This is a genomic window from Chryseobacillus diguaensis, from assembly GCF_049220665.1.
GTDB lineage: Bacteria > Bacillota > Bacilli > Bacillales > Bacillaceae > Metabacillus_B.
This window is the reverse complement of record NZ_JBMKNV010000004.1, coordinates 279,321-293,807: the sequence shown is the minus strand read 5'-3', so window position 1 is coordinate 293,807 and position 14,487 is coordinate 279,321. Positions and strand designations below refer to the sequence as shown.

Annotated in this window: 13 protein-coding genes and 1 pseudogene; 9 read left to right on the top strand and 5 right to left on the bottom strand. The window is 37.3% G+C overall.

Annotated features, from left to right (window positions below):
* Positions 1-53: 53 nt before the first annotated feature.
* From ACOT8F_RS08705 to ACOT8F_RS08690, 4 genes are all read right to left on the bottom strand, one after another.
* Positions 54-326: a hypothetical protein gene (locus ACOT8F_RS08705; RefSeq protein ID WP_421651276.1), complete on the bottom strand. Its 273-nt coding sequence runs from the start codon at positions 324-326 to the stop codon at positions 54-56.
* Between the two features lie 57 nt (positions 327-383).
* The gene (locus ACOT8F_RS08700; protein ID WP_421651275.1) at positions 384-1,379 is read right to left on the bottom strand and encodes an ADP-ribosylglycohydrolase family protein; all 996 of its coding nucleotides are present in this window, start codon (positions 1,377-1,379) and stop codon (positions 384-386) included.
* A gap of 76 nt (positions 1,380-1,455) precedes the next feature.
* Complete coding sequence (locus ACOT8F_RS08695) at positions 1,456-2,070, bottom strand: hypothetical protein (RefSeq protein WP_421651273.1); 615 nt, start codon at positions 2,068-2,070, stop codon at positions 1,456-1,458.
* Positions 2,058-3,953, bottom strand: a complete 1,896-nt coding sequence (locus ACOT8F_RS08690; RefSeq protein ID WP_421651272.1) for a T7SS effector LXG polymorphic toxin — start codon at positions 3,951-3,953, stop codon at positions 2,058-2,060. Before ACOT8F_RS08690 ends, ACOT8F_RS08695 begins: the two co-directional genes overlap by 13 nt.
* A gap of 627 nt (positions 3,954-4,580) precedes the next feature.
* On the opposite strand from ACOT8F_RS08690, the gene ACOT8F_RS08685 reads away from it, so the two are divergent.
* Complete coding sequence (locus ACOT8F_RS08685) at positions 4,581-5,348, top strand: SDR family oxidoreductase (protein ID WP_421651503.1); 768 nt, start codon at positions 4,581-4,583, stop codon at positions 5,346-5,348.
* 273 nt (positions 5,349-5,621) lie between these two features.
* Here the strand turns inward: ACOT8F_RS08685 and ACOT8F_RS08680 are convergent, their stop codons facing one another.
* Positions 5,622-6,479 (bottom strand): DeoR/GlpR family DNA-binding transcription regulator, encoded by an 858-nt coding sequence (locus tag ACOT8F_RS08680; protein ID WP_421651271.1) that lies wholly within the window; start codon positions 6,477-6,479, stop codon positions 5,622-5,624.
* Positions 6,480-6,984: 505 nt separating this feature from the next.
* Here ACOT8F_RS08680 and ACOT8F_RS08675 point away from each other — a divergent pair.
* The 8 genes and pseudogenes from ACOT8F_RS08675 (at position 6,985) to ACOT8F_RS08640 (ending at position 14,440) form a co-directional block, all read left to right on the top strand.
* Positions 6,985-8,100, top strand: coding sequence for an MDR/zinc-dependent alcohol dehydrogenase-like family protein (locus ACOT8F_RS08675; RefSeq protein WP_421651270.1), 1,116 nt, complete (start codon positions 6,985-6,987; stop codon positions 8,098-8,100).
* Positions 8,101-8,226: 126 nt separating this feature from the next.
* Entirely contained in the window at positions 8,227-9,477 is a 1,251-nt protein-coding gene (locus ACOT8F_RS08670; protein ID WP_421651502.1) for an MFS transporter, read from the top strand.
* Positions 9,478-9,724: 247 nt separating this feature from the next.
* Positions 9,725-10,195 carry a ribose 5-phosphate isomerase B gene (rpiB, locus tag ACOT8F_RS08665; protein ID WP_421651268.1) on the top strand — a complete coding sequence of 157 codons (471 nt, stop codon included), beginning with the start codon at positions 9,725-9,727 and terminating at the stop codon, positions 10,193-10,195.
* Positions 10,192-11,196, top strand: coding sequence for a dihydroxyacetone kinase subunit DhaK (locus ACOT8F_RS08660; RefSeq protein ID WP_421651266.1), 1,005 nt, complete (start codon positions 10,192-10,194; stop codon positions 11,194-11,196). Before rpiB ends, ACOT8F_RS08660 begins: the two co-directional genes overlap by 4 nt.
* Before the next feature lie 14 nt (positions 11,197-11,210).
* A complete protein-coding gene (gene dhaL / locus ACOT8F_RS08655; RefSeq protein WP_421651265.1) occupies positions 11,211-11,861 on the top strand; it encodes a dihydroxyacetone kinase subunit DhaL in 651 nt (216 codons plus the stop codon).
* Positions 11,862-12,362: 501 nt separating this feature from the next.
* A complete protein-coding gene (gene glpX / locus ACOT8F_RS08650; protein ID WP_421651263.1) occupies positions 12,363-13,334 on the top strand; it encodes a class II fructose-bisphosphatase in 972 nt (323 codons plus the stop codon).
* A 32-nt stretch (positions 13,335-13,366) separates the two neighbouring features.
* Positions 13,367-13,546, top strand: a pseudogene (locus ACOT8F_RS08645) (class II fructose-bisphosphate aldolase); the annotation flags it as partial.
* A 126-nt stretch (positions 13,547-13,672) separates the two neighbouring features.
* Positions 13,673-14,440: a Cof-type HAD-IIB family hydrolase gene (locus tag ACOT8F_RS08640; protein WP_421651262.1), complete on the top strand. Its 768-nt coding sequence runs from the start codon at positions 13,673-13,675 to the stop codon at positions 14,438-14,440.
* Positions 14,441-14,487 lie beyond the last annotated feature (47 nt).

Genomic DNA, 14,487 nt, shown 5'->3' with positions numbered 1-14,487 from the left:
TTTACAAGAATATAGCCGTGAAATAGCCGTTTCCTGATAGGAAATTCTCACTTTCAGGAATTCAGGTGATCTTCCAGCAGCTCCTCTGCCTTAGCCATTTCTCCTAAAAGCGGATTAAGGTAATCACTCGCACTGTCAAGGTAAGCCCTGACGCCTCCGGAAATATGGAATTCTTCTCTTTTACATGTATTCGGTTTGGATTGAATCAAGTTTAGGGCATTTTGGTATCTTTTAAGTAACAATTCAAGCATAGGGCTTGGAGTTTCAACGTATTGCAGTTCTAATAAATAGAGGACTTTAATAAATTGTTGTTTTAATTCCCTCATATAATCCTTCTATTGCTAAGTTTCTAAAGTTGGTACATTAGACCACCAAATAAAATCTTATGTACTTTGATGATGAGCCTTTCTGCCACAAAACTCAGTGAATCGATTTAAGAGATCATCTATATCCTGTTTTCTTGCTAAAGCATCTATCCATTCTTCTGGAATACTCTCAATCTTGTAGCGCATACCAGCTAATGTCCCTGTTATAAAGGCAATGGTATCTGTATCGCCTCCTAAGTTAACGGCCTCCAATACTGCTTGACGGTAATTATCATGTATAAGAAAACACCATATTGCAGCCTCAAGTGAATGGACAACATAGCCATCGGATTTAATCTCGTTAATAGACAAATCAAGGATAGATCTGTCAAAAATTCTTCGATAGTGTTCAAATTCAGTCTTGTATTTTTCGTTGCTTGAGAGTCCTTGTATGCAAGTTTTTAAAGTATGATCAAAAGCAGCAAGAGGAGCGTAATTATGGAAAAGATAAAAAAGCAATTGAATATAAAGTATACAGCCCATTGTAGAACGGGGATGAGCATGCGTTATTTCCGCAACCCGCTCAATTTCCTGTAGTCTTTTATTAAAATCCGGCTCATGAAATAGAGTGAAAATAAGCGGAGAAATTCTCATAAGGGCACCATTCCCATTATCTGAAACAGATGCTCCGCCGCATTCATTTAAAGGAATTCCATTTTTATACCGCTCAATAGCATCATCTGTTGCAAGGCCGATATCAAACATTCTTCCATATGGAGTCCAATAACCATTCCTATACTCCATGAATTTTTCCATTAAGCCGTATTCGTCTTTTTCTTCTATCAGGTTCTCAATCAAGCATAAGGTTAACGAGGTATCATCTGACCAAGTACCTGGAGGCTGGTTATAGGTTCCATAGCCTGTCATACCAGATATATTTATACCTCTAGGTTCAAATTCGACCGGGACACCTAAAGCATCGCCAACTATTCCTCCAATTAGAGTTGGAAAAAGCCTTTTTTTAATACGAAGAGTTAAGAAAATGCGGTCATCTGCATCCCATCTATCTAGCATTGATTTTCCTGGCATATTATCCACTCAATTCAATTAGGATTTAAAGAAATCTATAAGCTCATAGTTTTCTTTTTATTCATTTTCTTATGAAGGTCCTTTTAAGCAATTCTTCATCCTTTAATTGGATGCTTAGTGTGCTTTTCCAAGGTGCGATGATTTCTTCGAATTCTTCAAGTCTTTTAGCATAATTATAAACAACCTCTAATGATGTACTTAGGGCTCTTCCTTTAGTGATCCATATTTTCTCTCCAAGCAAATTCAAATAGTAAACATTGAATTTACCATTTTCTTCATAAATATAAATAGCCCCTTTTTTTTCTTCCTTTAATGAAAAGAATTTAATATTAATGCTTTTTTTAAGTATAGGTTCCCCATTTTCCAAATTATCTTCTATCTGTGATAACTCAGTTAGAGGAGGGTCGTTACTGATATCCTTTTTTTCTATTGTAGCGAGATAAAGTGCAAAAAATCCGGTCTCTTTAGTTGTAAATTGTGCTAAGGGGTACTCCTTGTCTCTTTGAAGATTAACTAAAAACCAGTCATTTTCCTGATTAAATAGTTTATATCCTACGTCTTGGTTTGCTTCTCCAATACTATTTTTTGGATAAACAGTAATTGCAAATTGTTTATGCTTAGATTCTTGGATATTCACAGCATATTTCTCTTTAAGTTTCCTAATTACTTCTTCCATCTTAATTCTCCTTTGTCTACTGATAAAATTTCTTCGATAAGTTTATCTTCAATCATTTCTTCTATAGTCTGTCTTTTACCTAAATCATCATATCTTAAAAATTGAGTGCCGCCGCCAGGTCTGTCAAACCATGGAGCTGCTTTCCCTCCAATAAGCTCAAAATCTTCTTTTACTCTGTAAACGTAATATACTTCCTCGTCACTATGCAGAGCAAGGGCACGTTTATCATATTCTACTCCTGCTGGTGAAAAGAACTCCCCAGAAGGACCTCCATATCTATCAATATAATCCCCTTTTGTAATAACCATTTTAACTGGTTCTCCTTCAAACCCATCATTTTTAGGCCAGTTAATAGCACCAGTTTCTTGATGATAGTATTTTGGATTATCATAGATTTCTTTATACTTTAAATACTTTTCTTCTTTAGGAGGAAACCTCCATCCAGCAAATCTTTCACGATCTTCATCACTAATTCTATTAGGTTCAACGTTCTTATAGTAGTTTTCATTTTGCAGCTCTTCTGAATTGCGATAAGTCCTTTCAGGATTTCTTATCTTTGCATTCTGAATATCCCTCTCAATTATACTATCAATATCAACCACATTAAATGTACCCTCATTCACCCCAGAAAGAGCATAACGAGTACCATAAGGTGAGAGTAGCTCATTCCCTTTACCAATAGCTCTCGTTGTATAATGGATTCCTTTTCGTACTGCAGCTTGGGTTCCTGCTTTAGCCGCCCCAAGCGCTGTCTTGCCGACACCAGTAGCTCCTTCAGTCAAAACCGCAGGCAAGATTGTCCCAGTAACATACCCAACCCAATGTCCCCGGCTCTCACTGTCTCCATTTACGACGTCCTTCATAAAGGAATCCTTTATAGCAATCGCAAGGTATGTAACTGTATCGACAGGATGGAGGGCAGCATTTACAAATCCATTTACTGAATCCATCGGATTTGTGACAAGGTTGTACAGATCGTTCCCTAAATCTGTGAAGGCATCTCTCATGCCGTTTTCAGCACCAAGATTAAACTTATAAAAATTGTAATCAAGTTTTTCCGTTGCAGAAAGATTCTCATAGCCGATTTTATCTGCAATGGCGATGTATTCTTCTTTAGAATGGAAGGGGTTAAGCAGTTCTTTCTTTAGCTTTTCTATTCCCGCTGCCCGTTTTTTCTCAGCTTGTTCTTTTTTGATTTTTAAGTAGTCATCCGCGTTTTTATTGACTTCTATTTTCTGTTTGAAAAGGTCGCTTTGGTGGAACGCTCGGGGGTTAAAGCTCATCGGGTTGATGCCTTTCGCTCCATTTGTTGCCCCTGTTAGTTTTTCAAAATAGCTTTTGACAAATTGTTCAAGTTCTTCTGATTTTGCATATTCGTTTGTCAGCTGGCTGTCAGAATGGTTTAAAGCTTGAAGGGTGTCATTCTTCTTTTTTTCGGCTAAGTGGATTTGCTGATCAAAGGTGTCTGTCGAAAAAGAGGTGAGTGGCAGGATATCATCAATTTCATTAAAAATGCTATCTAAATCTCTCTTTTGGCTGTCTACAAGGCTTTGAGCATTTCTTAAGCCGTTTGGAAGACTGTTTTCAAGTAAAATTCCATTTACGGTGGCATCAGCAAGATTGTTTCCTGCCAGAGTATCCTCGATTGTATTTAAGAAGGCAATTTTCATTTGGATTAGCTTTTTCCATTCTTGGATACAGGAGGATTGCTCCGAGTAAAAGCTTTTGATCGCCTGAGCTCCTTTTCCGGTAAAACTGCCATTATTAACAATTGCTTGGATTTGCTTGTCTAAATGATCCATTTGTTCTTCCAGTGCTATGTACTCTTTTGCACGCTGTTTGGCCGAGGAGATGAGGGAGTCTGCTTCTAGAATTTTCGACATACATCAAAAGCCCTTTCTCGATTTGTTTTTAGCAATATGACAACATCTAACATAAATGGTAACACCTTTTACTCTTTACCCAAATCAGGAGGAAGTCCCGGCTTTTTTGAAAATTAATTTTCGGATAGGTATTTTAAACTAATGTTAGTGAAGTAATCTTTTGAGCGGGGCAAAAAGAAATAAATCTGTATCCATCGTGAGCAGGATAATAGATTGAAAATTCCCTCTAATTCCTAAAACTTCCTTCAGTCCTATGTCCTGTTTTTCAATAAGCTAATTAGTTTGAAGGAAAAACAATGCGCTTTCTCCAAGGTTTTCAATAGATGGGCCAACACAAAAGAGAATTTACTTTTTTCATAAAATATCAATAAAAAATAACAACAAACGAAACTAATATATTTAAAACGAAAATAAGTATTGGAAAAATGATAAAAAAAATATTAAAATGAAAAAAGTAAGTGAAAAATTTTAATAGATATCAATATTTTGGATTAATTTTGCTTCGCAATATGGATTAGATCATTTTATTTAAGCGATTTAGAGAAGTTATATTTTTTTTCTAAAAATAAATTCTTCTATTTAATGAGAGCGTGAACAAAATATAAAAATAGAAAGGAAGACTTAATGATGAATTTTCAAGGATACGATAAGAACTTCAATATTACAGACAAAGTAGCTATTATAACAGGTGGAGCAAGTGGAATTGGAAAAGCCGTATCAGAATTATACTTAGAAAAAGGTGCGAAAGTAGCTATTTTTGACCTAAAAGATGATGTGATAGAAGTAGCTAAGGAGTTGAATGCAGAAAACACCTTGGGTGTACAATGTGATGTTACGAATAATGAAAGTCTGGACAATGCCGTCCAGAAAGTTAAAGAGCACTTTGGAAAGATTGATATTCTAGTAAACTGTGCGGGTATTGCATTACTCGATGATGCAGAAACTATTTCTGATTCTTATTGGCAAAAAACGATAGATATTAACTTAACTGGGTCATTTAAAATGTGCCAGAAAGCAGGACGTGTGATGATTGAGCAAGGAAATGGCGGAAACATCATCAACTTAGCTTCCCAAGCAGCCCTTATTGCTTTAGATAATCATGTGGCGTATGCTGCAAGTAAAGCTGGAATCCTTGGAATGACTAAAGTACTTGCTTATGAATGGGCTCAATTCGACATTAAAGTAAACGCTATCTCACCTACTGTTATATTAACTGAATTAGGAAAAAAGGCTTGGGCTGGGGAAAAAGGTGAAAAAGCGAAAAAAGAAATTCCACTTGGACGCTTTGGATATCCTGAAGAAGTTGCAGCTATTGCTTTATTCTTAGCCTGCGATGCAACAAATTTGGTTACAGGTGAAAATATTGTAATTGACGGTGGGAATACTATTAAATAGAGGGGAATAATATCGCTATATTCTAGAGGTAGAACATTTATTACTGTTCCGCTATCCTGTATCTCTGCCCATAAAGGAAAAGACAGCCCTTTTCTAAATTTGTCCCATTTGGATGCCTTTAGGCATCTTTTTTACTTTAATTTGTTATTGCTGTAGGCTGGTACCCAATCTATCGCAGTCACAGGAAGTATGGAACCATGACAAAGAGCCAAGACTTTCAAAAAAAGCGCTTGGCTGCCTTCGTATCTTTTGATTTCCTCAAATAAAAATCAATCATTTTTCCTGCGAAATCTTATTATGGAAAAGGGGGACATTTACTCCCCTTTTACCTTGGTCTAATTGAACATTTTCGTCAGTTGAAACGATTATTACTTCAATGTTGTACTCATCAAATTTTTCTGCATAACTATCTGTTAAAGCATAATCAGTTATTATTGTATCTATTTGATCTATTGAAGCAAATGATGCGATTGAATTTTTATTAATTTTAGTATGATCAAGCAAAGCAACTATTTTATTAGAAGCGTTAACCATGGCCTTTTTTAATTCCACTTCATATACACTGAAATCAGATAAGCCAGCTTCAAACGAAAATCCATTAGCGGAAGTAAACATCAAATCAATATTAATTTGACTCAAGATATTTACTCCTAAACTGCCTTCTAAGGAATACGATCCTTTTTTAACAATCCCCCCTAATAAGATAACAGTGATACTAGGATGATCATGTAACTCAAGAGCAGTATTAATCCCACTTGTTACAACAGTTAACCGAATTTGCATTTCTTTTAGAGTACGAGCTAGTTCAAGAGCAGTTGAACTAGCATCTAACATAATGCATTGCCCATTAGAAATTAATTCTACTGCTTTTTTAGCAATAGCAGATTTTTCATGCTTATTTTTTCGTTCCCTATTATAGAAGTTCGTTTCATTCTCTATGGTATCCATTAAAATGGCTCCGCCATGAGTTCTCTTGAGGAGCCCATCTTCTTCCATTTTGGTAAGATCTGTTCTCAAAGTAGCTTCAGATACTTTAATTTCTTCTGAAAGCTCCTTTACGGTTACCCTTTGGCGCTCGTGTAATTTTTCCATAATCATTCTTCTTCTTTCTGGTGCAAACACTTTTCCCATCTTATCACCTGCATGTGCTTTTATTTTTATAATAAATACTTTTTGTTCTGATTAATATTTCGAAAATACTCGATAACAAAACCACAATAAAGGAAAGTATTTTTTATCGTTTTATATAATAATATTACATCATTTATTAATCATAATGTAAATTATTTAATAATAAAAATGTATACGAAAGAAAATAAAAATAAACAAAAAAATACAATTGACTTATGATTAAAAAAGATAATATAATGAAAACAATCAATTGATTACAAAAAGAAACGATAAGGAAATATATGTTAACTCTTTAAAACTGAGTCAGCATGCCTTATAGTAGTTAAGTAAAGGAGGGACTTATGAGCAGCTGAATTTTTTTAATATTTTAAATGTAAGCGTTATCTAATGGATATAAACATGTCACTAGATAAAATGCAAATATGCAAGAGTTAGTGATATTTTTCACCATTAGAAGCTCATACGGAACCAAGAAACATTATTTCAGACAAAGGAGAGATATTTTATGTGTGCTACTACTCTTACTGCTCAAGATACTAACAAGGTTAACATCCCAAAAACAATGAAAGCCATAGTGGCTTATGAACCAGGTGATTACCGTTTAGAAGAAGTACCCGTTCCTGAAATCGGTGAAGGGGAAATCCTTGTAAAGGTTGAAGCTTGTGGTATATGTGCAGGAGATTTAAAAGCGTTTGAAGGCGCTCCAAGTTTCTGGGGAGATGAGACTCAGCCGGCTTATATTAAAGCTCCTATGATTCCAGGGCACGAATTTATAGGCCATGTAGTTGCGCTGGGAGAGGGCGTAGAAGGTTTTGAAGTAGGCGACCGAGTGATTTCCGAACAAATTGTTCCTTGCTGGAAATGTCGTTTTTGTAATCGCGGTCAATATTGGATGTGTGAAAAACACGATTTATACGGATTCCAAAATAATGTAAACGGTGCAATGGCTGATTATATGAAGTTTACAAAGGAAGCAATTAATTATAAAGTTCCAGAGGATCTTCCAATTGAAAAAGCTATTTTAATCGAGCCATATGCTTGTTCGTTCCACGCCGTTCAGCGTGCACAAATTCAGCTTGGAGATGTGGTTGTGCTTGCTGGAGCAGGAACATTGGGTCTTGGAATGATTGGAGCAATCAAAAAATCAGGACCAGGAAAATTAATTGTGTTGGATTTGTTTGATGATCGCTTAGAACTGGCTAAGAAGTTTGGTGCTGATATGGTCATTAATCCAGCAAAAGAAGATGCAATTGCTATTGTAAAAGAATTAACAGATGGCTATGGTTGTGACGTTTATATTGAAGCAACAGGAGCTCAAAAATCCGTTGAACAAGGTTTGACTATGATTCGCAAACTTGGTAGATTCGTAGAATTCAGCGTATTTAAAGATCCAGTTACAGTGGATTGGAGCATTATCAGTGACCGCAAAGAACTTGATGTATTGGGATCTCATTTAGGTCCATATTGCTATGAACACGTTATTAAAGGAATTGCCAATGGCGACCTTCCAACAGAGGGAGTCGTTACACATCAGCTGCCTTTGGAAGAGTTTGAAAAAGGCTTTAAACTCGTTAAAAACGGAGCCGAATCATTAAAGGTTGTTCTTAATCCAAACCTATAAAAAAAGAAAAGAGGAGTAAGGAGGAGAAAGGTTCCCGTGAAATTTCCGGGAATCTATCTCTTGAATATAAAGAATATTCTGGTAAAAGGAGGAATAAGTGTGCAAGGATTATTGAATAGATTGGGTATGGACTCTAAAATGGCTTTAGGATATATCGGTGTTCTGTTTTTTATGATGGGGGACGGACTAGAACAAGGTTGGCTTTCGTCTTACCTAATGGATAATGGTCTAACAGTACAGCAGTCCGCATTATTGTTTTCAGTCTATGGTTTTGCGGTGGCTATTGCTGCCTGGCTATCGGGGGTGTTAGCCGAAGTTTTAGGTCCTCGAAAAGCAATGATCATGGGATTAGGCTTATTTATAATAGGAACATTTATATTCTTGACAATCGGACTGCCGACTATGAATCTTGCTGTTATGCTTCCCACCTATTCGCTTAGAGGGTTAGGTTATCCTTTATTTGCTTACTCTTTCTTAGTTTGGGTTACATATTATGCACCAAGTGATAAGCTTGGTACTGCGGTAGGCTGGTTCTGGTTTGCATTTACTGGAGGACTAAACGTTTTAGGTGCCTATTATTCCAGTTTTGCTCTTCCGATTTTAGGAGAGATGAAAACGCTTTGGAGTGCCTTGATTTTTGTTGCCTTAGGGGCTACGGTGGCAATTTTCCTAAATAAAGAGGATGCAAACCGCGAGAAAAAATTTCAAACGAAACAAGAAGCTTTTAAATATTTGACAAAAGGGATTACGATCGCATTTGAACGGCCTAAGATTGGTTTAGGTGGTATTGTAAGAACGATCAATACGGCAGGTGCCTATGGTTTTGTTGTGTTTATGCCGGCTTATATGATGGAAGTTGGATTTACTAGAACAGAATGGCTGCAGATTTATGGTTCCCTTTGGATGAGTAATATTATTTTCAACTTGATTTTTGGAATTGTAGGCGATAAGTTAGGCTGGCGTAATACAGTTATGTGGTTTGGCGGAGTAGGTTGTGCACTCTTTACAGCAGCATTATACTATATTCCAGCTTTCATGGGACCAAATTATATAGCGGCAACGGTTGTAGCCGTCTGTTTTGGAGCTTGTTTAGCCGGATATGTTCCTTTATCTGCCTTGATTCCTTCACTGGCTCCAGAAAATAGGGGAGCGGCAATGTCCATTCTGAATCTGGGTGCAGGTCTAAGTACGTTTGTTGGTCCTGCAATTGTTGGCGCTTTCATTGGTGGTTTAGGTGCAGCCGGTGTTATTTGGATTTATACAGGTCTATATTTGGTTAGTGCATTCTTGATGAAATTTGTCTCTCTTCCTAAAATTGACGAAAAACAATCTTCTGATATCAAGGGTGCACAGAAAGTTCTCACCGGCATTCAATAGTTCTTTAAAAATAAAAGAACCATAATAAGAACGTCTTTTACTAGACGTTCTTATTATTTACTTTTAACGCGGTTGTAGATAGAAGAACCAATCATTTTTTAAAAACAATGATAATAAACGATAAAAAACAAAAATAAAAGAAAAAAATAATTGACAATCATATTGATAAATGAAAAAATTATGCCATAAATGAAAAAATAAATGGAATTAAGAGAAAAATGAAAAAACAAGGAGAGGAAGATGTATAATGAAAATTGGATTGGGCTGCGATCACAATGCCTTTGAAATGAAAGAAAGATTGAAGGAGTATATACAAGTACTAGGGCATGAGGTTTACGATTATGGATGTGCGGATTCCTGCAGTGAAGTGGATTACCCGGAGGTAGCATTTCAAGTTGCTGGTGATATAAAGGAAAGGAAATTAGATCGGGGTATCTTAGTTTGCGGTACGGGTATCGGTGTTGCCATTGCAGCCGGAAAAGTGCCAGGTATTCGAGCAGCATTATGCCATGATACTTATTCAGCAGAACGTGCTCAAAAAAGTAATAATGCGCAGATCTTAACAATGGGTGCAAAGGTTATCGGTATTGAACCTGCGAAACAAATTGTAAAGGTTTACTTAGAATCAGAATTCCCTGGAGGCAACTCGGCAAGAAAAGTACAGCAAATTACTGATAAAGAACAAGAATTCTTGAAAGGAGCAAGTAGCCTAGTATGAAAAAACTAATCAATAATCCCAATAACGTTGTAGATGAAATGATAGATGGATATGTTAAAGCGTATCCTGAATATATTAAGCAATTACCTGAAAATAAACGCTCTCTTGTGACAGCAAAGGAAACTCGCGAAGGGAAAGTTGGCGTATTAATTGGCGGCGGTTCAGGACATGAGCCAGCTTTTATGGGGTATGTGGGAGACGGGATGGCTGACGGTGTTGCCGTAGGAAATATTTTTGCTTCTCCTCCTCCGGATCCGATTGTGGAAGCGACACGAACTATCGATAAAGGAAATGGCGTGGTTTACGTTTATGGGAACTATGCTGGAGATGTAATGAATTTTGGTATGGCAGCGGAGTTAGCTGACTTAGAATATGGAACTCAAGTAGGGATGGTATTAGTAACAGATGATGTAGCATCTGCTCCAAAAGAAGAGAGTGAAAAGCGCAGAGGGATAGCAGGGGAGTTCTTCGTAACGAAAGTCGCAGGTGCAGCAGCAGAAAAGGGTTACAATTTAGAAGAGGTAGTGAGGGTAGCGAAAAAAGCGAATGAATATACTCGCACGATGGGTGTCGGACTAACTCCTTGTTCTTTACCTCAGACTGGGAAACCAAGCTTCGAACTTGAAGAGAATGAAATGGAAATCGGTCTTGGCCACCATGGTGAACCAGGAATTGAAAAAGGTGAACTTCAGGCGGCAGATCAAGTAGCAGATCGTTTAGTCCAGGACATTTTGGCAGATATGCCTGTTGAAAAAGACGAAAAGGTATCCGTTCTTGTAAACGGTTTAGGTTCTACGACTCGAATGGAGTTATTTATCGTGTTTAGAAGAGTAGAACAAATCCTAAGTGAAAAAGGTATCGAAATTCACCGTTCTTATGTTGGCGACTATAGCACTTCGCTAGAAATGGGTGGTTGTTCCGTAACGCTTATTAAATTAGATGATGAGTTGATGGAGCTTGTTGATCACCCAGCTGATTGTCCAATGTATGTTCAAAGATAAGGAGGATGCTTAAGATGAATTTTACTGCAGAAGACTTGAAAACCTTTTTGAAGAACGTAGTCGATGTAATCGAGGAGAATAAAGAGTATTTGTCAGAACTTGACCGGAAGTTAGGCGATGGTGACCATGGTGTAACGATGTCTATTGGCTGGCAAGCAATCAATGAAAAATTAAACAATGATTTAGAGGCTGAAAAAGATTGCGGGAAAATTTGTGTCACCGCAGGCCGTACATTCTTAAGTGCCGTGGGCTCCTCCGTAGGACCGCTTTATGCAACAGGATTTTTAAGAGGAGCAAAGGTGCTCCAAAACAAATCGGAATTAACAGGTGAAGACCTCAAAGATTTCTGGGCTGCTTTTATCGAAGGAATAAAACAGCGTGGAAAAGCCGAGGTTGGCGACAAAACCATGGTTGATACACTTCAACCTGCGCTCGAAAGTTTAAAGAGCCACTTTAACCAAACGAGCGATTTTGCCCAAGCATTTTCGGAAGCGGTTTCTGCCGGGGAAAAAGGGATGGAATCTACGAAAGATTTGCTTTCTAAAAAAGGAAGATCCAGCCGTTTAGGAGAGCGTGCATTAGGCAATCAAGATCCAGGAGCAACATCGGCTTTCTTAATTCTTTCCACTTTTTTAGCTACTGTTCATTCAGCTCAAGTGGTCTAAGTGATATAGATTCATAGACAAGTAAATAAATAAGGCTCTTTTCTTAAACTTTGTTGCTAATAACTCTTATTTAAGTACTAAAACCCTCATTTCAGCAAAAATTTTAAGAAAAGATGCCCCGAAGCCAGTCTATAAACGGGAATCAGGCTCGTACGAATAACAACAATCTTTGCGAAAACAGCAATAAATAATAAGAGAATTCACCTATTCATTAAAAAAGAACAACAATAACATTTTAAGGGATAGGTGGATTTTCAATGAGATTTTTGACATATATGAGAAAAATTTTGGAAGATTAACTTTTTTTCTATAGGAAAAAGGACGATGTTTTAACCGTTCAAAGTACTAGCATCTTTCAAATTGTTGAATTTCAGAAAAAAGAATAGATTATTATCGGTATAGAGTTTTTTAGCTGGCTATCTGCAGTTACCTTTGTATATTTATTCGTATTTTTGTATGACTTTTGGTTGAATACGTAAAATCCAAACTAGGAGGAACACGATGAAGACTAAAACGAAGATTGGCAGTCAAGACCGAGTTCAGCCTTTATCAACAGACTTTCTCACGGTAGCTCAACAAGCAGCTATTGCTTCCTATCCATGGGTAGGAAAAGGAAATAAAAATGAAGCCGATGGAGCTGGAACAGAAGCGATGCGCAATCAAATGAACCTCATTGACATGAAGGGAGTCATTGTAATTGGTGAAGGGGAAATGGATGAGGCTCCAATGCTTTATATCGGTGAGGAACTTGGAACAGGAAAAGGGCCCAATGTAGATATTGCGGTTGATCCAGTTGAAGGAACTAGTTCGATGTCCAAAGGGCAGGATAATTCACTAGCCGTTATTGCCGTATCTACAAGAAGCAGCTTACTGCACGCTCCTGATATGTATATGCAAAAGATTGCGGTAGGTCCAAAGGCAAAAGGGTGCATCGATATAGATGCATCGCTCACAGAAAATATGAAATCAGCAGCTAAAGCTTTAGGAAAAGATGTAAAGGACTTAACAGTTATGATTCAGGATCGGCCGCGTCATGTTGATTTAATCAAACAAGTATTTAATGCGGGAGCACGAGTCAAGTTATTTTCTGATGGTGACGTAACAGGGGCAATCGCTACTGCTATTGATGAAATGACTGTTGATATATTAGTAGGAACAGGCGGTGCTCCAGAAGGTGTCATTGCTGCAACTGCTTTAAAGTGTTTGGGGGGAGATTTTCAAGCCAAACTTGTTCCTCAAAATCAAGAAGAGTTTGATCGTTGTATTCAGATGGGATTATCTAATCCTGAAAAAGTGTTAACGATCGATGAGATTGTAAAATCAGATGATTGCTTTTTTGTCGCAACAGGAATTACAGATGGAATGTTGCTGAAGGGTGTTCGGAAGAAAGAAGATGGTAGCATTCTAACACACTCTTTTGTCGCCGTTGGAGGAAGAATTCAAAACTTCCAGTTTATTGAGGCGCGTCATTAATAGCGGACGCATAGATGATTTTTATGATGTAGCAACTAGTCCGTAATATAGGAGTAGACTGCTTTCTGCTAGCTCTAGGTTCTGTACATGAACCGTATAAAGGTGGACCCAACCTAGGTTTTAATTTGGAATTAAGGGGTGTTCCCCTTGTTCTGCACGTTGGCACTGGCAATCCAACCCAAGATATTCAAAAATCCATTTTGCTTGGTACAGACATAACTTAGATAAACATGATTTCCTCTATAATAGAGGAGAAACTAATTCACCACACAACAATAGAAATAAAACCGTTACTATTCCATGAATAACCAAAATGAGGTGGCAGAGTGACACGGAAAATGATCTTTTTTGATATAGACGGAACACTTCTTGATCATGATAAACAATTGCCTCGTTCTACAAAGCTGGCTATTCGGGAGTTAAAAGAAAAGGGGCATGAAGTTGCTATTGCAACGGGACGTGCCCCCTTTATGTTTGCAAACCTGCGTGAAGAATTGAATATTCAAACCTTTGTCAGTTTTAACGGTCAATATGTCGTTCTAGAAGGCGAAGTAATATACACCAATCAACTAGGTAAAGAAGACTTACAATCTTTAACTGAGGCAGCCATTCTAAATAATCATCCGATTGTCTATATGGATCAGGAGGATATGAAGGCGAATGTCCCTCACCATGACTATATAGTTGAAAGTATTGACACATTAAAAATTGAAATATTCCCAACACACGATCCCCACTACTATAAAGAGAGAGAAATCTACCAGGCTTTATTATTCTGCCAAGAGAAAGAAGAAGAACTTTATGAAAAAAAGTTCCAGCCATTTGATTTTGTCCGGTGGCATCCAGTTTCTGTAGATGTGCTTCCAGCTGGCGGCTCCAAGGCAAAAGGAATTGAAAAATTGATCGAAAAGCTAGGGATTGAGAAAGAAAATGTTTTTGCTTTCGGTGATGGATTGAATGACGTCGAGATGCTTACAGCTATAGGTAATAGTGTTGCTATGGGAAATGGACATGAATTGGTTAAAAAAGCTGCAAAGTACATAACTAAACCTGTTAATGAGGACGGCATTTTACATGGGCTCAAAATGGTTGGTTTATTAGGTTAAAGAGTAACTTCTTTTGTTCTTGTAATCCTTCATCTAAAAATGCTCGT

Excerpts from the sequence above, each read along its gene's own strand:
- ACOT8F_RS08705 (WP_421651276.1), bottom strand. The coding sequence starts at position 326 with ATGAGGGAATTAAAACAACAATTTATTAAAGTCCTCTATTTATTAGAA.
- ACOT8F_RS08700 (WP_421651275.1), bottom strand. The coding sequence starts at position 1,379 with ATGCTAGATAGATGGGATGCAGATGACCGCATTTTCTTAACTCTTCGT.
- ACOT8F_RS08695 (WP_421651273.1), bottom strand. The coding sequence starts at position 2,070 with ATGGAAGAAGTAATTAGGAAACTTAAAGAGAAATATGCTGTGAATATC.
- ACOT8F_RS08690 (WP_421651272.1), bottom strand. The coding sequence starts at position 3,953 with ATGTCGAAAATTCTAGAAGCAGACTCCCTCATCTCCTCGGCCAAACAG.
- ACOT8F_RS08685 (WP_421651503.1), top strand. The coding sequence starts at position 4,581 with ATGAATTTTCAAGGATACGATAAGAACTTCAATATTACAGACAAAGTA.
- ACOT8F_RS08680 (WP_421651271.1), bottom strand. The coding sequence starts at position 6,479 with ATGGGAAAAGTGTTTGCACCAGAAAGAAGAAGAATGATTATGGAAAAA.
- ACOT8F_RS08675 (WP_421651270.1), top strand. The coding sequence starts at position 6,985 with ATGTGTGCTACTACTCTTACTGCTCAAGATACTAACAAGGTTAACATC.
- ACOT8F_RS08670 (WP_421651502.1), top strand. The coding sequence starts at position 8,227 with ATGGACTCTAAAATGGCTTTAGGATATATCGGTGTTCTGTTTTTTATG.
- rpiB (WP_421651268.1), top strand. The coding sequence starts at position 9,725 with ATGAAAATTGGATTGGGCTGCGATCACAATGCCTTTGAAATGAAAGAA.
- ACOT8F_RS08660 (WP_421651266.1), top strand. The coding sequence starts at position 10,192 with ATGAAAAAACTAATCAATAATCCCAATAACGTTGTAGATGAAATGATA.
- dhaL (WP_421651265.1), top strand. The coding sequence starts at position 11,211 with ATGAATTTTACTGCAGAAGACTTGAAAACCTTTTTGAAGAACGTAGTC.
- glpX (WP_421651263.1), top strand. The coding sequence starts at position 12,363 with ATGAAGACTAAAACGAAGATTGGCAGTCAAGACCGAGTTCAGCCTTTA.
- ACOT8F_RS08640 (WP_421651262.1), top strand. The coding sequence starts at position 13,673 with ATGATCTTTTTTGATATAGACGGAACACTTCTTGATCATGATAAACAA.